Raw genomic sequence first — 22,198 nt, 5'->3', positions numbered from 1 at the left:
CTTATTAATTTCTTCTGCGGAAAAACCAGATGCCAACTCCTATAAGTAAGAGGATAGCTGGTATAATGATTATGAAAATAGTTTTCATTGTACCAATATCTTTCACTCCGATCGAAAGTTTATTGTCGGTACAATGGGGACGGCGTATGTCGATTGGAAATTCTCCTCCGGAAAGCCAGCGGAAGCTTTCGATAATCAGATTAAAGTTTCCTGATCTATATCCTTCGCGTGAAAGAGTCAGTTCGGTGTTGCTTATGCAATCCGCATCACCAGAGATGATAATACGCTGCTCTTTATCTTTCAGTTGGCGTGAAAGGGCATAGGCTGTGATATAGGTTTGTTCTTTCTCTCCTGCCGAAGCATTACATTCTACTGGTGATTCCTGTAAATCTGTTTGTTCTTTTTCAATCCATACACCTTTGGCATTTGTTTCAAGAATCGGAGTATATTGGAAGCCGTAATCGTTGTTGGAGCATGTAAGGGCTACACATCCGGGCATAGAGACACGTAAATCATATTTGGGAAAATCATCTTTGAATCCGAATGTAAGTTTTCCCGATTCATGGGTTGCCTTGGCTAGAATCAGATTAGGAGAGAAATCAGCGGAAGATTGTGCCAGTTGGTATTCTTCCATTTTGATACCGAATTTGCTTAAAAAAGGATTCATAACTTCTTGCCTGCCTGTATCGGTGAGAATAAATAAATTACCTCCACGAGCCAGGTAAGCCTCCAGTTGATTTTCTCCTTTTTCTGTAAGCGGGGTTCTCATTTCTGCAAGGACCACGATATTGATTAGGGAAGAAATGGTGTCTCCGTGAGAAATGTCGATCTCGCAGACATCAAAGCCTTGATTAATTAAGGCGGCTCTAGAATATTTCTCAATGGAGAAGTTGCTATAATCGCGGTCACCGGATTTGGACACCTCACGTTCACCGTCTCCTTTGATAAAGGCAACAGTGGGAGGAGTTGAAATCATCTTTTTGATGGCTGCTGTAATTTCCGCTTCGGATGGCGTTGCATCCATATCTTCAAAATCACGGATGAAGGTACGTTTTCCATCTTGCGTTTCCATAATGCGAACAAATGTATTTTGTTCTTCACGCAGGTCGATGATTTGGCGGATTTCTTCCGGAGATTTGAATAAATGAGGATTCAAGTTATAAATCATGGTCATATAATCACGCATCTCATCTACTGTTTTGCCTTGAAACTTAGGATTATTTGCAACGCCGTTGGGGGCGAAATCATAATAATAGACATATTTCACTTGCAGGTCCGGTTTAGCGAGACAATAAGGTTCGAAGATTGTTTCATTCGCTTTCTTCATGATAGGGAGGTAGCGATATGATTTGTTATCAAGTAGGTTAACATAATTGGTAATAGTTACCGGTCCTGTCAATTTAGCTAATACGTGTTGGCTATTTTCGGTAAGTGAGTTTAGTTTTGTGCGTGTTGTATCCCATACCTTGATCATTCCCGGACGTGAAGTGAAATAGCCAATTGCCATTGCTGCGACAAAAAATCCCAGATAACTGATTGCTTGCCGGAAACGACTGATAGTTCGTCGGTCGGATGTAAGTTTGAAAGTGGTAAATGTCAGGAAAAGGGTTACTACGACCACGAAATAAATCACATCTTCACTCCGAATTACTCCATTCAGCATATCGATTGTTCTTCTGTTTATTGACAGCCAATAAGTCAGTTCGCGTATAAAATCGTATTCCTGGCCGATATTTCCTACAAAATTCAGTATGGCTAATACAATAAGTGTCCCAACTGCTGCTACTACTTGATAAGTCGTGAGTGAGGACATAAAGAGCCCGATAGCGCAATAGGCGCATATTAATAAATAGAGTCCTAGAAGGGCGACTAGTACAGGAGCCCAATCAAAAGAAGGGATTACCAAACTGCCATAAATAGCACTGGCTATCGGGACAAGCATCAGACAGCAACCAAATCCGATGGCTGCAAGATATTTACCCAATACGATCTGACCACTGGTGACTGGGGATGAATATGCCAGTTTGATTGAACCCGATGCCGTTTCGCGACTGATGAGTCCCATTGTCAACAATGGAATATAGATGTATATGTTTGATACGACGGAGGACAAAAAACCGTAACTACCTAAGAAGCAGATACCGCTCAAAGAAACTTCTTTGCCTCCTGACAGATCATAGTCGGTCACTATATTCTCCATTAATGACGTAAAACTTGATGTTGTCAGGAATGAGAAAACAATCAATATGAACCATGCAATCGGCGAATAGAATAAAATGGCCAGATCGGTTCGGGCAATACGCATTATAATCTTTAAATCCGTCATGTTAGATATTATTTTTAAGTTTTCCCGATAGTTGTGCAAAGATTATGTCAAGAGAGCAGCGTTCCATCGTGATTTCTTTCAGCCGCCATCCGTTTTGTATGCTTAAGGCTACTACTCGTTCAGTTATGTTTTCATCGTCATCAAAGCGTATCCGGAATGTACCGGGATAGAGTTCTTCTATATTCAACACATGTTCTATCTTTGCTAGTTCTTCTATAGAAGGGGGAAGGGCAAATGTAACGGTGAAACTACTTGGAACCACATAGTTGTCAAAGTCTTTCATGCTACCTGAAAATACGACTTTACCATGTTCAATCATACGAATATCATTGCAGGTAGCTTGCACTTCCGACAGGATATGAGTGGAGAGTAGGACAGAATGATCTTCAGCAATTTCTTTAATCAGATTGCGTATTTCGACAATTTGGTTAGGATCAAGCCCGTTTGTAGGTTCATCAAGTACTACGAATGGAGGATTATGTACAATAGCCTGTGCAATTCCTACTCTTTGTTGATATCCGCCTGAAAGATTTTTTATCAGCCGTTTGCTAAAATGGGCAATAGCGCAACGTTCTTTGGCTATTTCTACGGCTTCACGAACTTTTGATTTCTCTATTCTCCGCAATGTGGCACAGTGTATGAGATATTCGTCGACAGTCAAGTCTGGATGGAGAGGTGGCTTTTGAGGTAAGAAACCAATATGTTTTTTGGCTTCAACCGGATTTTTTCGTAGATCGATGCCATTGATAAATACATCCCCTTCCGTTTGATTTAAAACTCCACAGATGATATTCATAGTGGTGGATTTACCTGCTCCATTAGACCCTAACAGACCTAATATTCCTGTTTTTTCAATAGAAAAATTGATATCGCGAATGGCCCAATCGACACTATAACGATGGGATAAATGCTTGACTTCGACAATAGGAGTACTCATACTTTTTATTTTAAATGATTAATAGATTTCTTATTCATATTACCATGCAACCCCTCTTGAAATATCCATCCGGTTCGATTTGATTTTTCTGAATTTCCAGGAGAAATTTATGGTAAAATACCGCCCGAAGTTCTCTCTGTCAATATAACTGGTATGGTTATCTTTCATTTGGATAATACGGTTATGATATGAATTTAATAAGTCAAATGCTGTAATGCTTACTTCTGCCTGTCGGTTGAATACTTTCGCTCCAGCATAAATATTTAAGATATTTTCTTTATCAATTTGATGATAGGTTTTGTTGTTCTGATGTTGATAGGTATATGATACCTTTGTAAAGAAGTACTTCAACATGGGAGTGCACGTCATGTCTACCGTTAAACGATTTGTTAATATCCGGTTCGATTGGTCATTCACTTTATTGGAGGCTTGTCGATAGTGGATGCTCCAATAGGCTGATGCACGTAATCGAGGAATCAGATTGGTAGCGAATCTGGTTCCTATCCTTGTTGTGCTTATTTTCGTTATATCCCGTATATTATCATAGTAGTAAGGCAAATGTTCATACTTATTGTTAATATTAACATCTAAATTGGATTTGATTTTTACGATGGGATACATCCAGGAAATATCCCAATCTATATTCCATGCTCCATTTAGATTGTCGTAACTGCTGAGCGTACTATTTGCAATAGCCGTATAGTTAAAATCAGGCAAGTAAGTTGCTTTGTTAAAATAAGTGCTCCTATTGGAGATGCTGTTTTTTATGAAAGCTAGAGTTAATTCCGAATTTATCAAATGTCCGTAGTCATTAAAGCGATACTGTTCTTTCCACCAAATTTTATGTATGGTACTGGCTTTCAGATTTGGATTTCCACTGCTGATAAAGTAAGGATTAGAGTTGTTGACTTCTGAACGTAGTTGTGCTATATTGGGGAGTTGACTATTTATGGTATATTTGATTGTGTGCTCTGCTTTTTCACTAAATCTTCCTCCTAAAGAAATTTGTACTTCTCCTTTTAATGCGTTAAATGATTTTTCAAATTTTGTTTGTGCCGTTTCTTTTCTATCCTTAATAATGGAATGTTTCCACCCTGCTGAAATATCAATGTTGAAGATTCCCAAATCGGGTAGAATAACGGTCGTTTCAGGGGTATGTTCTATCAGGGAATTTCGGTAATTATATGTATTTGTAGGGTCTGTTTCTCCTGTTATTTTGTTCCATGCAAGCTGATTGATATGGCGATTGTCCGATACAAAATTGTATATTAATTCGATGAATGAATATTTATCTTTTGATAACATGCGCTTTAATCCTGTTTTGGCTTCCCATTTATTTCCTCTTCCATTTGTTGGAATGGCTATGATCTCTTGTAGACTTCCACTAGCCTCATTTTGTGTTTTGTTTTCCCGGTTTTCTTCTCCGTTGGACGAGCTATTCGAATAGTTCGCGTTGACGGAATAGTTCCAGTCTCCGAAGAATTTATTCCAACTAACTGCTCCTTGCATCTCTTGAGATTTACCATTGCCATTTTGTTGTAAAATGCCGGTAGATTGGATCTCATCTATGCTATTTGTTATTTGTTGCAATGTATGTTGTTTTGAATGATTAGTCGATAATGTATAATCAATAATCAGATTGCCCCATTTCTTATCATTCATACTGAATCCAGTACTCATAGTATGTTTATTATACTGATTTGTGTTCTGATATTGGTTTAGATAGCTCTTTTGCCAGAAGGCATCTGTAGCGAAGTATTCTTGTTCAGTTCGGGTATTTGCTTCTGTTGCGCTTCGTGCAAACTGATAGCTGCCTTTTATTTCTTTATAAAATCCTGTCTCTTTTTCCCAACGACGGGACAGATTGATGCCTCCAAAGCTATTTTCACTGTAAGTTTGCGATGGGTTCTTGGTACTGAGGAACATTTGCGGTTGATTGGTTGCTCTATTCAAATTGTTGTGCATGGCATTGATCGCTACCAACATTTTCTCGGAGAAGAAGTTAAATGTACCTCCTATGCCATAGCGTACATCATGGTCTGCAAGTTGTTTTTTTTCCATATTTCCTCCGATACTTGCTATTAGATTCCCTTCCTTCGAGTTTACTAATTTGCTTTTTGTCTCAATATTCAGAACTCTGCGTTTCTTACCTTTTCTGTTTTTACGTGTTTGCTCTTTATGCTCATCTTCATCATAAGCGGATATATATACAACATCATTGGCAGAAAGGTGATTCAATGCATTCATTGGATTCTCTCCAAAAATCTTTTTGCCGTCAACGTATGTCTTTTCCACATCTTTTCCAGCTACTTTTACACTCTGTTCCGAAACTTCTACTCCCGGCATTTGTTCCAGAATATTTCGTGCCACATCATCTTCCAATATGTTGATTCCTTGTGGATTAAAACGGATAGTATCGCCTCGATATACCATAGCGGGAATTTTACCTTTTACTGTTATGGCCTGTAATTGTATAACGCGGTCGGTCAGATAAAAGTCTTTTTGTGTAGTTTGTCCCTCGTGTACATAAAGTGTATCGGAATCTGCGATGAATCCGTCGGCCCACACGATGGCTCGTGCGATACCGACGGGAACTTTATTCCAAAAGAAAAAAACTGAACTTTTATAATCTTCTTTCAATGTATCTTTACCACATATCAGATTTGCCTTGACTGCATCAAGACTTACTTGCATAATACTTGTGCGCAGCTTTACTTTTCCATATTTAGTAACCTTTTGTTGTATAGTAGTGGAATCTGGTGGAGTTATCTTTTGAGCATACAGTATGTGTATATTACAGAGAGAGTAATATACATGAAATATAGATTATAGAAGTTACATTTTTCATCGAAGGCTACATTTAAAAATTAGATTTTGTAAATGGAAATAAGTTTTCAGATGTATAATCTAACTGTTGAGCATCAGAACGCATCTGTACTCTAATGACACCTGTATTTGCTTTAATTGTAACTTCCATAGGTATACCTATATAAGAAAAAACTAATATAAGATTCATATTTTGCCGGACATCGGCCTATATTCGCGTATGCTTCCGTCATTTGTAGTACCTTCGTAGTTCGATTTCACTTTACCAAACCGATAAGCAAAATTTATGGTGAAAAACCGTCCATAATAATTTGTCCACGTGTTTTGAATGTAGTTGGAATACATTTGGCTGTTGAAAGTCCGATGACTATTTAGTAGATCATATACGGCAATACTAATGTCTCCTTTGCGATTTAACACTTTACAGCCTACATTCAAGTTTAGGGTGTGATTGCGATTAATCTCTTTATTGATTCCATAATCACGGCTGAAAATGAAATTATAATGACTACTTAGATAGAAGTATTTACATATTTGGCTTATATCTAACATTGCTCCTGCCGTCTGATAGAATGTTTTACCTGTATAATTTTCAGTATTGATGCTATGTACATAATGGGTATTGGCACTGATTGTTACTTTTAATCTTTTAGTTAGGCTGCAAAGTAGGAAATGTTCGATCAATGGAGCATAGGTACGTGTTGTTGTCTTATTTTCTCCTATATAATATGGGTTATGTTCGTAGTTGAATCCGGTAGATAAGGTATATTTGGATTTTATGCTACGTATAGGCGCCTGCCATATCAATTTGCCTTTTATGTCCCAATATCCTTCTACGTTTTCAAAACTAATTAGAGAACTGTGTGCAGGTGCTGTATATTGCAATTCCGGTAGATAAGTTTCGGCATTGTAATAGGTTGTCTTTGCAACAGGAGAATGTTGGCGGATAGAGGCATTGATAATAACACCTATGGTGTGGTTATGTTTTCCTAACATACGATTGCAATTGAAGAGGAACGAATGTAGATATGATTGTTTTAAGTTGGGATTTCCACTGCGCAGCATGTAAGGATTGCTGTTATCTATTTGTGGGCGTAACTGCACTATGTTTGGTGCAAAATTATGCAGTCTGTAAGCGGCACTCCATGACTTTGTTATATCTGTATGCACAAAAGATATTGCTACTGTTGGAGAGATGAATGTTTTACGGTAGTTGTCCATTTCTTTTTCTTTCCGCTTAAGTGTACTTTCCTTCAGTCCGGCTGAAATGTCACAACTTGTTTTTTGAAAGGGAAAAAAGTGAAATGAAACTTCCTGTTTTTGTGTCAGGTTATTTATTTTATAACTATATGTATTGGCTTCGTCTGTTTGTGGATTTGTGGGGCTCAACATATTCCAGGCGAATTGGTGTTTCCATCCGTTTTCGTATTTAACGGAATAGTCAAAAGATATTTGGGTGTCATTTTCTGGATTCAGTATATATATTAATTGCGCATTGCCGTTCCACTCCGTATTGCGGAGTTTTGATGGAATAGTCAGATAAGTTTGTGTTGTCGAACTTTCTAATGTGTCTATCCGTAATGAATGATTTTTGCCTTTATTTATATCTACTGAACTTTCTAATGTATATCCGATTCTGTCGGTAATACTGTTGACATAACTGACATCTTCCTTCACATGAAAATTCTTGTTTAGATTATCGTAATGCATCAGGCTTTTCGATGTTTGAAGATTGTTTTCTTCATTATAGATGTAAAGCGATTGCCAATCTTTGTTGTTGTTATATGTTATAAGCTGGTTCCAACGGAATTCTCCCCATTTGTCATTTGAATTGGAGAAAGAAAATTCGGAATAGTGATTTTGTTTTCTGTCACTGTTGCTATTTTGTTCTTCATAAAGGCGCTGCTGATAATTGTTGCTAGGAAAATAATGTTGTTCGGATCGTGTATTTGTATTATCGCGATTATATCCGAAAGTGTAAAATGCTCTAAATGTACCGTATGTTCCATTTTCTGTGTCCCATGAGCGTTCCGTAGCCAGATCTGCATAAGTCGTTTCGTTGTAAGTACTACCAGGATCGGAAATGGAAAGAACATTTTTGATATTATTTGATTTTCGGTTGATATTATTGTGAAATACATTACTTGTGAGTAAAAATTTCTCGGAGAAAAAGTTATTGGTGAGTCCGAGCCCTTTACGGAACTTTCCTCTGTCGTTCTTTGAGTCCATGTTGCTGCCTGTACTAGCCAATAGGTGTGCCTTCCATGAGCTGATGAGTTTGCTTTTGGTTTCTATGTTGAGCACTCTGGTGAGATCCCCTCTGTACATTAGTTTTTTTGTTTTCGTATTTTCATATTCATCATAAGCCTTGATTTTTAATACATCTGTTGCAGAAAGATTCTTTAGTGCTGCCATTGGGTCACTTCCGAATATTAGTCTGCCGTCTATATAAGTTTTGGTTACTTGTTTTCCCATGATTTTGACGGAATGGTCGTCAGTCTCTGTTCCGGGAAGTTGCTCGACTATATTCATAGCGACATCCCCTTCTTGTACGTTGACTGCCTTCGGGTTGAATATTAGCGTGTCGCCATTTTGGGTCACAATGGGGATTCTGCCCTTGATGGTGACTTCCTCCAGTTGGATGGATTCATCCAAAATTTCTATGTAAAGATTAGAATTCTTTCCAGCTATTATATTTAATTCTTTTTCAACTTTCCGACACCCTATTGCAGTGATAATGAGTTTGGCTTTTCCTGTTTTTATGGGTTTGAAACGGAATACTCCATTTATGCTTGTTGTTTTCAGTGTGTCTTTTGCATAGATCAAAAAGATATTGGCACCGTCTAATGAACCATTAGATCCATTTTCTTGTTTGTGTATAATAAATCCCGATAGCTCATTTGTTTTATCTTGAGCATTTATCGGTAAAGTAATGTATAACAATAAAAAAATAGAAATAAATTTTTTCATATTGCTGTTTTATAAAAAGTTTAGTGATAGTGTGTGGTTTTATTTGTCTAAGGCTTGTGAACTTTCTTTTAGGAAGAAGTTCACCACCCTACGGCTTCCAATTCTTTCTTGTTTTGTTTCATAACCCAGATAACTTGCTTGGAGAATTTTTTTGTCGGCCTTAGAAATGCCTATACTATATTCTCCATCAATATCAGTTATAGTACCATTAGTACTACCCACTTCGATAACGCTCGCACCTATTAGTACCTCTTTTCCTCCTTCAGTATAAACAACCCCTGTGATTTTCTGACTGAAAAGGACCATTGGGGAGATCGGAGATTGAAGTTTTTTGTTTTTGAAAAACTCAGTACTTTTATTGTCTCTTCCCTTGATTATTGGAGAGGACGGGGCTTCTTGTGCAAAAGAACACATCATTATAGTAAATATGAATACAATGAATAAAATAATCTGCTTCATAATATAATTTTTTTTAATTGTTATACATTTTACTGTCACTAAACTTTTTATAAACATACACGTTGAATGGTAGAGGAAAGGCTAAATTACCCTGTCAATCATCGCTATCAAATAATCGCATTTTCCACGTTCAATATCATTACTAGCCAAAGAACGAGCTTGTATCAAATAGCGACGTGCACTTTTCAACTTATCATAGCAAATGGCTTCGATATCTGTACCGGAGTAAAAATTAACAGAAGTCATAGGTTCCATACCAGATTGTTTTTCTGTTGCAGATATAGGGGCTAAAGTTGTCAGCAATCCTAATGCTTGTAACTTATGATTAGTTTGCTCGTTGAGAGCAATAGAAGTAATTTTTGTTGATACAGCCTTATCAATAGCCTTTAATGTAGGACACATTCCTTTTAAAGAACTGATATATACAGACAGTTGTGCAATCATTGGAGCACTTAAAGGTTTCCCATTTAAAGTTTCTTTGAATAATTGTTTCTCTATATCATTCAAATATGCTTCCTGGGTATATGGTTTAGTTGATTTCTCTACGCTCAATCCCATGCGCATCAAACGAAACATTAATGACATCATTGGATACCCGTTATTGTAAATCCATGTTGACATATCAGGATTGACACCACCTAAACGCAAAAAATCCTTATTAGAGTCTAGCCAACTTAAATCATAGAAGGTACTGAATATCTTTTGTAAGACTTTCTTTTGCATATCTGCCGATACCGGTTGATATGAAGGTACATTGCTTTTTTCGTTGGCTTCATTGATATAAATACCTCCGATATAAGAAGATACAGGTGACAATGTTTTATTGATTAATTCAATAATCACAAAATCAGGAAATAACTCCCGGTAATCATTGGGAATATTATTGTCGTGAAACCAGGCAGGACTATTTTTAACTACATACTTCACATGAGCGATTTGTGCATTTAAAGAGGCTATCGGATCATTACCTAAATCATAGTTTTGGCAACGCGGGTCTGTAGCATAAGCTGGTGAACGCTTTCCATAGAAATAGCGTGGATCTCCATCGTGTTCCATAGCCCATTTCTTCAACATGTCTGATTCATTTTCACTGGTGGCGGCATACAGATATTTGAGCGTAAATGCATCACATACACCCGGTTTGTCGACAATCAATACCACTCCTTTTTCTTTATCACCGGGCTGTGCCAGATAATTGTATAATACGTTGTCCATGACTGAAGCTGTGATACCATATTTTTGAGTAAACTCGGGTGAACGCAGTTCTTCAGGGGAATATGCTGCAGAACCAGCCAAATTAGTTGCCAATCCCAAACTAATCCCAAATGCTTTTAGCATACGTGCTGTTAGATTCTCACAGATCACCTCATCGGCAATGTAATAAGTCCGGAAGCGCGGATCAATCTCTGCCATTTGGTATACTCCATTGCGACGTACGCTGACGGCAAGGTCGCGTGGTACTCCTATCTTGGTACTTAAGATTTCTCCAGTGCGTAAGTCAGTGACATTGTACGCGGTAACTTCCGAGTTGTTGTTATTCAGGAAAGCAATCGTATTTATCATTGGGTTATTAGCACGGAAAGTTGAACCTTTCTCATACGGTTTTATTATGATTGGTTTTCCTATTCCTAAATCTTCAAATATTATATTCCATTCATCTGCACTTTTTTGGATGGCTTTTACCCAGCTATCTTGAATCAGAGTGTCGATGTAGAAGACAACAGGTTGTTGCGTCGTTATATTACGCCGTGTAACATAATATCCTTTCTTGAAACGTTTTTCATTACGATAGTCCGTGTATGAGATATAACCTGTTCCTACACGTGGGTTGGCTTCGCGGGTGTTCATTTTTTCTTTCGACAGTAGGGCTAGTGTCGTTTGTACCGACATGGTTAATTCCGGTTGTTCTTTGGAGACGAATCCCATGATGCTGATGCTCAACTTTGCAGTACAGTTTTGAGTGATACTGATACAATTGTCGAATGCATCTGCAGAGTCCACAAAAGATGTTTTACTTTGAGGGGAAGCGCTTGCAATTGTGAGCATACCTCCATAACTGCGTCCGCTAAGATTGAGTACATCTTTATTGGAACAAGAGAAATAGGAAGTGGCATTAAATACAACAGCCGTTGAATCGCTGGTGTATCCTTCAATTGGAAATGCTTTGTAAATAGCATTACTACGAGATAATGCAAAAGCCGCTTCTTGATTATCGTCCTGTTCGTTGAGGCGAACATTGTATTTCGGATCTCGGAATAATATTAATGAATCGGTTTTATCAATAATCAGATACCTGCTTTGAGCAGCTTTTGTGCCCGCCAGCGAAATGTCACTTGCAGTAGTGATGGCAGAGTTTACTAAAAAATCCCGTCCCATTAATTCAATCGGTAGTTCCAGATAAATCTTATCCTCGTACTGATGAACTGTGATTGTCCCTTTATTGACTGTATGTTTCTTCTTATCTTTGAAAAGCTTGTCGTAGACACTCTTTTTTTTCTTTTGAACACTGTCAGTCTGTTGTTCGGTTTTTGCTTTTCCTTTTTTCTTTTTGGAGCGGGCATTGGCTTCATTTGTTGATCCGATAATCAACAAAATTGGCATCAACCATAAAAATAGTATTTTCATCTTTTGTCCCTCCCTTATTTTAAGTTGATGTCGAGCATCTTTAATAATAATTCATAGTGAGCTTTCGTCTTCCCTGATGCACTGGCTGCCTTTTGTTTCATCAGTTGTTTGGCTTTAGCTATATATGCGTATACATCTGCTTGTGTAACTTTAGCCGTCATAGAAAAACGATTCAACGGTCTCCATTCAAAACCTGCTACAGGGTTGTGTATAACATCCTCTTTGATAGCATGTCCTTGGCAACAAGTATATCCGAACTGGCGGTGATTGATGTCAAGTGGTTTTTCTCCGGCCAATGCTTTCCCAGCTCCTTTGATTGTGAAACCGGCAGTTTGCATCATCATGTATATATATTGTTTCTGGAGATTCATTTGGGATTCTGTTAATGTACATCCGGAAATGGTCGGTTTCCATACAAAATTGTATATCATGTTGAAAGCCTCGGCAGCAGTAAATGAATCTTTTTCTAATCCTTCGTATTGTGATACCTGAAAAGGTACAGGCAGTATATATCTCAACATGAAGTTTTGAATAGTTTGTTTAGGGGAACCGGAAATTGGGAATTTAGTTAACAAGTTTTTGTTGTCAAGCCAATTCAGATCGTTATAAATCTCGAATAGGTAATTCAGGGCTTCTTTTTGTTGTGCCTTTGGGATCTGTGCAAAACGTGGCATTGTGTCCCCTTCTTTAACTTCGTTGACAAAATAGCCGCCTACATTGCCTGCTACATGGGTAACGTACATTGCAAGTTGTTCTACGATACCAATAAATAAATCTTCACGGTATTCGTATGTATCGTCACCTTCGGAAATCCAACTTTCCAGATTATTCATGATATACTTAAGGTTCTTGATGCCATATCGAGTTGCTTTCATAGAGTTGTCACCAATATCTTCCGTTTGTGAACGGGGATCAACAACTCCATATACTTGTTGTTTTCCATATCGGTACACTGGATTCTCTTTAATGGCATCACTGATCCATTTGCCTGTTATAATTGCTTCTTCCTCTGCAGAATTAACATTGAATACTGGAGTATACGTCCATTTAATGAGGTATTTGTCGTATTCACCAAAGCGGGGAGGAGTCAATTTAACGCCACGTTCTTTATCGCCAGGTTGTGCTACATAGTTGAAGCGTGCATAGTCCATGATGGAAGGAGTGGTACCATACTTCTGTGTGAATTCCGGTGAACGTAAAGAATCTACCGGGAAGGTGGAAGAAGCTCCCATGTTATGCATAAACCCTAAACAGTGCCCGATTTCATGTGAAAGTACATAGCGCAACGCATCTCCAACCATTTCATCCGGAATATTGACTGTGCGTACATCTTTATCGGCTTGTGCTGTTTGCACGAACAACCAGTTGCTGATAAGTTTGATGACATTGTGATATAGATATACGGAGGCATTCAGGATTTCTCCGCTTCGCGGGTCTACCCATGATGGTCCCATTGCATTTTCAATGCTTGATGGAGCATAGCGGACACATGAATATTTGATATTGTCGGGATCGAATTCCGGATCATCTGTCGGGAAATCTTTGGCTGCTACAACATCTTTGAATCCAATCTGTTCAAATAATTCATTCCATTGGGTGACTCCTTCCCGCAGATATGGTTTCCATTTCTCTGGGAAAGTATTATCGATGTAGAAGACAATCTGTTTAGTGGGTTTCACTTTCTCTCCACGTAAGTAGGCGGCGGTGTCGGACGGTTGTATATCCCATCGATTGGCATAGTAAACGGGTACGGTCGTTTTAGCTCCTTCGCCTAGTTGTTCGCGTCCGGTAAAAAATACACCGATCCGGTAATCTGCCATACGTGGACGATAAGGCTTTTCTTTTAACAGCATGATGGAACGTGTCATTTCTGCGGTGAATGGACGGTCTTTTATGAGTGATGTTCCTTGTGAATTGCTGACAGAGAATGTATATGACAGACAGCTTTTAATAGAAACATTATCTTTGAAAGCCTTGATTTGTGAAATGTACGAGCAGTCGGATTGATAATTCTCTGTACGATTGTACATTCCATAAATAGAATTTTTGTCGAAGGGACTCATCTTTTTATTGTCGCCCAGGAAGACGCTGCTCATATCAAAAACGATAGCAGTAGAGTCATTATTGTATGCTTGAATCTTTTGGTTGCTTAAAATTGCTCCCAGTGTACTTTTGCGTAAAGCTTCATCAATTTGTGTGTTACCAGTAATATAGTCAGTGTTTACCTGACGTAACTGTACATGTGTTTTATTGCGTGTGAATACTACGTGAAGAAGATCGGTCGGCTTGGAACCAACTACTGCATTACCATTATCAGAGATACTGGTAACGGTGGAACCAATAAGCATATCTTTATTAATTAAATCCACAGGAAGTTCAAAATATACTTTTCCATCCAGCAGATGGAGAGTAATCAGTCCTTTGGCTATTTCATGCTTTTTCTTGAATAGTTTGTCATATTCACTTTCTTTTTTAGCCGGAGTTATCTGTTCTGTTTTAGCTTTCTTTTTTTTCCAGAAAAACGGGAATCTACGTTGTGCGTCAATGGTGGTAGACGAAGCTACCACCATTGCTGCAAGTAAGAGGATTTTTTTTCTCATATCAGTTCTTTAATGTATTTTTATGAAATTAGATTAATATCCGGTTGTTGTTACATCTAGGATTTTACCAAAACCATCATAGATTAGGGCTTTAGAAATATCCAAGGTTCCTGCACCGGCCTGTTTCATCGGAACAATTGAGACTTTTCCGTTAAATTCTGCGGATTGGGTCACAATAATGAGGGCTTTGTTATTCCATGCATTTGGGGCAATAGTTGGTGGATTACCAGTCATTACATTAATTTGATTGGTATATTGCCCTTGTTGATATAACTTGGCCTTTGTAATTTTTTCTCCGTTACTGGGGGTAAACTGTGAGGTGGTGGAGACAGATACTTCATTTCCCATACCGTAAGTAAATGAGTATATAGCTGCATCTGTTACTACATATAATACATTATTTGTATGTCCGAAGAAAATAGATACAGCTTTGTCTAATAAGTTTTTGCCTGCCGCTGGAATAATATATTTGTTTTTTGCAGCTGCTGGTTGTTCTGGTGAGGTAACTACCCATCCATCCCAATTATCAGGATCTTCATAGTAGCCTTCTTCTGCTTTATATTGGCTTAAAGTGTAAATAGCATAATTTCCACTATTATCGTCTTTAAGTAAGAAAGTGGCCAATGAGCCATCTTGAGAACTTGTTGCGGCAATAGCTGTTTGACTCCCCATGTCATTAGGATCGAAATCCGGATTTGAGATATACGGAGTACATGTGTTATAACTCGTGCCATTTAAGGAATAAAAGGCACCTTTGGGTTTATCTAACCATACTAAATGATTGTCACCAATACTAAATGAAGAATTTGCTGCATATACATTGTTATTGATTTCAAATCCATTAAAAACAGAATTAGGCATAGAGAATTTGTTACCTGCTACGTTTAAGAATGAATATAGTCCATTATTTGTATAAGCGATGAAAAGTTGTGAAGAACGAATATAAGATTTTACTTGGAAATCGGTGGGGCAATATAAAAATATTTTTTCATCTTCCCATGTCCCGTTTATTGAATAGTCCTCACAGTTGAAACGAATGCTTTTTCCTGTGGAAGAAATAGCCCAAATCTGATTTAAGTGAGAACTACCAAGTATTGCTGTGTTCCCCATCACCTCATAGGTTAATGAAGTCAATAATTCATCATATGCTGCTCCATTAGCAGTTTCTAGTATGTGACGAAATATTCTTTCTTCTTTTGTATATTGATTTGTTATTTGAGAATTGTTAATCAAAGTAAAATCTGTTGTTGTTCCGTTTTCACTATCTGCGATTAACAATCCGTCTAGAAAGCTACTTTGTACATATAATTCCCAAGAATAAATATATTGTAAGTTATCATTTGCTACATCTGTTACAGTCAATTTTAACGTATAGGCTCCATTTGATATAGGACGATTTATAATACCATGAAAGTCTTTTTCTGTACCAATAATTTCATAAACAGGATTGCTAGTTGAGGGTTCCTCGGTTACAGCCCATTCATAGCGCAAATTAGAACCATCAAAACCATCTTGGGTAATAGATGGTACAATATCGACAGGAGATTGATAACCTACGTATATTGAATTTTCTTGATTCTTATCGTTTATACTAATTTGTACTTCTGGAATAAGGTTTGTTACAAATGAACTTTTATCCTCATAACAAGAAGTAAACCAGAGAATATTAGGCAGCAGTAATATTATTAATTGAGTTATATTATTTTTCTTCATAATTTTATAGAATTATATAAATTAATATGTTCTGGCTTCTATAATTTGTCCTTTCAAATTACCTTCGTTATGAACTAGGGGGGCATCGGGATGTTCTTTCTGATACTTTTTTAGATAATCCGCTAATTTTGCAGCATAAGCTTCATATGATTTGTCGGTTACGAATAATCTATAATTGGCGAGATATTTATATGTAAAATATGTTGGTCTCTGTGGTTGGTCAGGATGCGCAGTCATATCGTCCCAATCATCCCAGTCTAAAGCTGTTACAATTGTTTTTAAAGCATTGGAACTATAAGCCGTTGTAGAATAAGAAGTTGGAGTTAGAGATGACTTTATTAGTGAATTATATGTCATCCATACATATCGTTCAGTTGCCGGAGGGGCAATGATATTGTTGTTCCAACTTACTGTTGCTGTGATATATTCTTTAGGTCCTAACCCTAGAGTTGATGACTCCTTTAGCTGGATATAAAGTTTATATGATGCTCCATTTTGTATTTCATCAGTATTAAACAGCCTTATTTTTATTGTTCCTTTTAAACTATTTGCGGGAATCACTGCAGCAGTTATTTCATAACTGTTTTCGGGGGCAGTGGTTTCCTCCGCATTGATTACATAATTCACAGTACGGTCTTCTGTCGATACATTTCCGACCAAAACTAAAGGCAATTCATATTCACCATATTCATCAAAGGGATTCTCCAGAAAAGAATAATTCCCTTTAAATATGTCGGTTTCTGCATCGTACTCATTCGTAGAATTGAATCTGACAGCATTATATTGACTGTCAAAATATGGTATTTCTTCCTTGCCGCAACTAATGAGGCATAAAGAGAAACAGCTTATCGCTAAGACTGATTTTATAATTATTTTTTTCATATTAATATTGTTTATTGTACACGACCGGATTGTATTTCGAAGGTAGGATAAGGCAATAAATATTGCGTATCTGTCATCTCTTCACTATAATTAGGAATGGATTTACACCCTGTTCGCTTATAGTAATAGAACATGACACCTTCGGAAATGAATTCTTTGTGATATTCTTTTTGTATTTCTTTTATGATTTGATCTGCATTTAGATTTTCAAGAGGGGTGCTGATACCTCTGTTTTCGCGAATCTTATTTAGCCTTTGTAATGCCATGTCAAGATTTGGGGTTGCACTTGTTGCATAGCATTCTGCAGCAATATAGAATATTTCAGGCAAGCGTATTAGAGACAAGCGGTTCTTATTGAATTCGTCTAAACTTGCTTGATGAATTTTCATAGGGACATATCCTCTGGAATCACTTTGGGTTTGATCTAACATTCGTGTGAAACGAACATCTGAATTTATGCCTTCATATATATTTTCAACATCTGTTGGAGATATATACATAGCTGTATAGTCTGTGTTGACGAAGTTGGGTATTATATATGAGGTAATTTTGGACGTAACGTCTGAAACATTTAGGCTAAATAAAGCTTCGGATGCTAGAGAACGGTTAGATTGAGAAATTTCTGGTAACAGGTAGGAGTAAGTGTACATATCGTCCATAACAATTCCATTATCACCGATAGCTGTGATTATCTCTTCAGTAGCATTTAAAGCTTTGTCTATGCTTTCTTTACTGCCTTCCCATAAATATACACGTGCTTCCAATGCTTTGACTGCATAATAATTGAGTCGTAAAGTTCTATCTTTGAAGAAACCATCTGCATCTATACTTGTGTAATAAGAAGCCGGATGTTTTTTTGTGATCGGGTCGTATTCCTTTAATAATTTTTCTGCGGCTTCCAAATCGTTGATAATCATTTGAAGTGTCTCCTTTCCTGTGCGTTGAGGAGTTGGGATCGATGATAAAGTTGTTACATATGGAATCGTTTTTTTAGAATTTAGTTCTGCGGAACGGTTTTTCCAATCACCATATCCATATAGGCGCAACAGATCAAAATGCATATATGCACGAATGGCAAGAAGTTCTCCTTTGATAACATGATAATAGACTTCGTTCAGACTTGACTCCTGTCCTTCCATATTAGTTAATGCTTCATTGGCATTGGCTATTACAGAATATGCTTTAGCCCAGATATTTTCGATGTCCGAGAATATTTGTGTGTGGTCGTAATTGAATTTTTCATATTCTTGCATTTCTCTACTATTACTTGAATTGGAAGTCACAGGATTAAATTGATGACCTAATATTTCAATTGCATACCAGGATAATTCTTTACCATAAAGGGCATTGTCTGTCATGCTAATATAACAACCTATTAAAGATTGTTGGAATCCGGCTAGAGTGCTATAATGATCTTTTTCTCGAATTTCAGATCCTGAAGTAACATCGAACCAGTCGCTGCAAGAGGATAATGTTACTACGGATGTTAATAGGATTAATATGTATTTTTTCATCTTTATAAAATTTAGAGAGTGGCTGTTAATGAGAACGACATATTTCTTGCGAAAGGATAAGTTAAACCTCGTTCTATTTTTATAGAAGAGAACGTTGCAATATCATTTAAATAGAATGATAAACGCAGGCGTTGCATACTTAATTTCCTATAAATGGAACTGGGAAACTCATAATATGCACTGATGGAAGAGAGTGATAATTCACGCCGATCCTGTACAAAGCGAGTGGTAGCACGTGTGGTTGTTTCAGAATTAAATTTCTTGTATGGTGTTACTTGTCCGGGAGTAGTCCAACGACCAATTAGCAATCGGCGATCCACATTGTAAGCAATATTTGCATTTTCCACCCGACTGACGAGGGTTGAATTATACATTTGACAGCCAGCAAGATAACTTATAGTAGCGCTTAATCCGATACCTTTATACTCGGCTGTGAAACCGCCTGTACCACGATACTTAGGATCGGAGTTACCAGCAGCAACCATATCATTGGCTGAATAAGTATAAGTGTAGGTACCATCTTTTTTAATGTATATTTCTTGTCCGGTTTGTGGATCAATACCGGCTGAAGGGACTGCCCATATTGTTTTCATAGATAATCCGTCTTGATACATTAATACAGGTGCAGAGGTATTATTATCTTCTGCTTGTTTCATCATTTTTTCATTGTAAGCCCGCATACTCTCTGACAAACGAATTATTTTATTTCGGTTATAGGCAAATGTTCCATATACATTTACAAAACCTTCTTTTCCTTGCCATATTGTATAATTAGCTTTAGCTTCAACTCCAGAATTACGTACCAATCCTAAATTATCTTTTACTATTGCGAATCCTGTAGAAGTTGGGATTGTTACATCGGTTAACATATTTTTGGTATCTGCTGAGTAATAGTCAACAGAAAGGGATAATCCGGCAACTCTCATATCAATTCCTATATTATGATCCTTTTTCTGTTCCCATTTTAATTTGGAGTTAGGCATGGAAGCTAAATAAGCTCCTGTAAATTTGCCAGCTAAGCCTCCATATACGACACCTGTGTAATAATTATATGTAGCAATTGCTGCGTTGGTATCAAAGTTTTGATTTCCAGTCAAACCAATCGAGGCCCGAAGTTTTAACTGTTTAATCCATCCAACACCTTTCAAGATGGCTTCATTGTGTAGATTCCATCCAATACCAAAAGACCAGCTATTAGCCCAACGGTTATCTGAACCGTATAAGGAAGATGCGCTTTCCCGCACAGTTGCATCGGCTAAATAACGATTGTCATAATCATACGAAGCGGCTAATAGGAAGCTGGCTTCACGGTTAATTGTGGAATAACCAGTAGGGGTACTGTTTTCTGCATATTGTTTTGCGAATGAAATATCTGCCTTCTGATTATTGGGGAAACCTTCTGCCGTGTGTCGATATGCTGATGATTTTTCTCCGGAGATAAAGGCACCGGCATTTCCAAAGATAGTATGTTTACCAAATTGATTATTATAGTTTATATTCAAGTCTCCGGAAATAGAACTGGATTTACCATTTTCTATAATATACTTACCACGCTTAAGTATATCATTAACATTTGCAAAAATGGAATGTGAGGCGGGATAGAAATCATCCATATCATTTCGTTTTTCAGAGACTCCTATACGTGCTGTTGCTTTCCAATTTTTATCAACTTGCCATTCTGCATAAAAATTATTGGTGAATTGTAAATAACTGGAAGTAAAGCTGGTTCCGATAATAGAATTATACATAGGGTTAGCTACTTTGGTTGATGTTGAGCCAATTTGTTCTACCCATTGAACTATATTCCCATTTTCATCAGTTGCTTGCCAATATGGATTCATTCTGGAATATTCGCTAAATTCTCCATAAGGGGACTCATTACTTTTGTTAGATATGATTGATAGGATATTCTTTAGTAATAGTTTGTTATGTCTGTATGATAAATTTATATCACCCGATATATTGCGGCGGTCAGATCCCTTCATAACCCCAGTAATCTGATTATAAGTAAGGTCTAAGATTGCACGTAAATTTTGGGAATCGCCTAATTCTATATTTAGGTTATGTTTATGTCCTATGCCAGTGTGAAGTGGCTTGGATAACCAGTATGTATCTAATCCTTCTAATGCAAGTTTTCGTCGTCCATTATATAATTGATCTAATTGGATTTGTGTATTGGCGCTACTACTTGTATATACTCCGTCTAAACGTTCTGCTTCCAATTTTTCAAATGCATTACAAAGGTCATAACTGGTTAAATCTGGCATTTCCAAAAAAATACTACCATTATACGTAATACGCTGTTGATTTCCGGTTAAACGTTTTGTTTCAATAACAATTACACCATTGGCTGCTTTAGAACCGTAGAGAGCTTTTGCTGAGGCGTCTTTTAAAATTGTAATGCTTTCAATTCGGTTCATGTCCATGTCCATTATTGTTTCAGCAGTTGTTTCAAAACCATCAAGAATGAATAAAGGTTGATTGGGTTGATTTTGATAGTTGCTGCGCAAAGAACTGCTTTCTGTCGTTGGAAAACTGGAAGTTCCACGCATTGACATATCCGGAACACTGTTGGGATTGGAGCCCATATCAAAATTATCTGCAATGTATATTGTAGGATCCAGATTTTTCAAGCTCTGGAACACATTCTGATTTCCGACACGCATCAGATCTTTGCTCGAAATAGTAGTTGCTGCTCCAGTAAAACTTTCCGCTTTACGAGTATAAATTCCAGTAACGATAACCTCATCTAATTTAGTATCACTTTTTAGAGTAATATTTTTTCGTACATCATTCCGACCACTATTAATCATCACTTGTTGAGTAGACATTCCGATATATGAAAAGGTGATAGTACATGCGGTATTAGTTGGAATCTCTATATTATATTTACCATTGTTGTCGGTTATGGCAAATCGTTGAAGATCACTAATCACAACATTAACACCAGGCAGGGGGGATCCTTCTTCATCTGATACAATACCGGTTGCGGAACGTTTATCCCCTTGTTGTTCCACTTTAGAGATGGTAACAATATCTCTTTCCATACTATAAGTAAGCCCTGTACCATTAAGAACAGTACGTAGTACGTTATCCACAGTTTCATCTTTTACATGGATAGTGATGGGTTTCAGTGACTTTGTCTGTTCTGTATTGTAGACAAAGCTTAATCCGGTTTGTTGTCTTAAAGCATCGAAAAAATCTTTGACAGTGACAGATTCCAGATTTAAAGTTACTTTTTTGCCACTTTCTGGAATGGCAAACATCATTGTGGGTAATAGTAATAATACTACTACCAGAGAAAGTATTCGGATTCTTTCTCTACTTTTTGTCTTTCTCATTCTTT

The 22,198-nt window shown here is 37.3% G+C and carries 11 protein-coding genes; all 11 read right to left on the bottom strand.

The genetic code is table 11. The features are described 5' to 3' along the window. Positions 1 to 4: 4 nt before the first annotated feature. The 11 genes from N5O98_RS09710 to N5O98_RS09660 all read right to left on the bottom strand — a co-directional run bounded on the left by N5O98_RS09710 (position 5) and on the right by N5O98_RS09660 (position 22,193). Positions 5 to 2,326, bottom strand: coding sequence for a Gldg family protein (locus N5O98_RS09710; protein ID WP_022198956.1), 2,322 nt, complete (start codon positions 2,324 to 2,326; stop codon positions 5 to 7). Position 2,327: 1 nt separating this feature from the next. Next, the gene (locus N5O98_RS09705; RefSeq protein WP_008999065.1) at positions 2,328 to 3,263 is read right to left on the bottom strand and encodes an ABC transporter ATP-binding protein; all 936 of its coding nucleotides are present in this window, start codon (positions 3,261 to 3,263) and stop codon (positions 2,328 to 2,330) included. 39 nt (positions 3,264 to 3,302) lie between these two features. Continuing rightward, complete coding sequence (locus N5O98_RS09700) at positions 3,303 to 5,957, bottom strand: outer membrane beta-barrel protein (protein ID WP_195664291.1); 2,655 nt, start codon at positions 5,955 to 5,957, stop codon at positions 3,303 to 3,305. Positions 5,958 to 6,275: 318 nt separating this feature from the next. Beyond that, the gene (locus N5O98_RS09695; RefSeq protein WP_118161550.1) at positions 6,276 to 9,059 is read right to left on the bottom strand and encodes an outer membrane beta-barrel protein; all 2,784 of its coding nucleotides are present in this window, start codon (positions 9,057 to 9,059) and stop codon (positions 6,276 to 6,278) included. 39 nt (positions 9,060 to 9,098) lie between these two features. Then, positions 9,099 to 9,518, bottom strand: coding sequence for a carboxypeptidase-like regulatory domain-containing protein (locus N5O98_RS09690; protein ID WP_022198959.1), 420 nt, complete (start codon positions 9,516 to 9,518; stop codon positions 9,099 to 9,101). Positions 9,519 to 9,599: 81 nt separating this feature from the next. After that, positions 9,600 to 12,143 (bottom strand): zinc-dependent metalloprotease, encoded by a 2,544-nt coding sequence (locus tag N5O98_RS09685; protein ID WP_022198960.1) that lies wholly within the window; start codon positions 12,141 to 12,143, stop codon positions 9,600 to 9,602. A 14-nt stretch (positions 12,144 to 12,157) separates the two neighbouring features. Next, positions 12,158 to 14,743 (bottom strand): zinc-dependent metalloprotease, encoded by a 2,586-nt coding sequence (locus N5O98_RS09680; protein ID WP_022198961.1) that lies wholly within the window; start codon positions 14,741 to 14,743, stop codon positions 12,158 to 12,160. Positions 14,744 to 14,776: 33 nt separating this feature from the next. Further along, a complete protein-coding gene (locus tag N5O98_RS09675) occupies positions 14,777 to 16,456 on the bottom strand; it encodes a PKD-like family lipoprotein (protein WP_004309037.1) in 1,680 nt (559 codons plus the stop codon). A 21-nt stretch (positions 16,457 to 16,477) separates the two neighbouring features. After that, positions 16,478 to 17,338, bottom strand: a complete 861-nt coding sequence (locus tag N5O98_RS09670) for a DUF4843 domain-containing protein (protein ID WP_008777360.1) — start codon at positions 17,336 to 17,338, stop codon at positions 16,478 to 16,480. An 11-nt stretch (positions 17,339 to 17,349) separates the two neighbouring features. Continuing rightward, positions 17,350 to 18,852 (bottom strand): RagB/SusD family nutrient uptake outer membrane protein, encoded by a 1,503-nt coding sequence (locus N5O98_RS09665; protein WP_009040620.1) that lies wholly within the window; start codon positions 18,850 to 18,852, stop codon positions 17,350 to 17,352. Between the two features lie 11 nt (positions 18,853 to 18,863). Next, positions 18,864 to 22,193, bottom strand: a complete 3,330-nt coding sequence (locus N5O98_RS09660; RefSeq protein ID WP_022198962.1) for a SusC/RagA family TonB-linked outer membrane protein — start codon at positions 22,191 to 22,193, stop codon at positions 18,864 to 18,866. Positions 22,194 to 22,198: the final 5 nt, after the last annotated feature.

The sequence above is a fragment of the Bacteroides sp. LFL-34 genome (assembly GCF_027257075.1).
Lineage (GTDB): Bacteria > Bacteroidota > Bacteroidia > Bacteroidales > Bacteroidaceae > Bacteroides > Bacteroides ovatus.
This window is presented reverse-complemented; position numbering and strand designations above follow the sequence as displayed.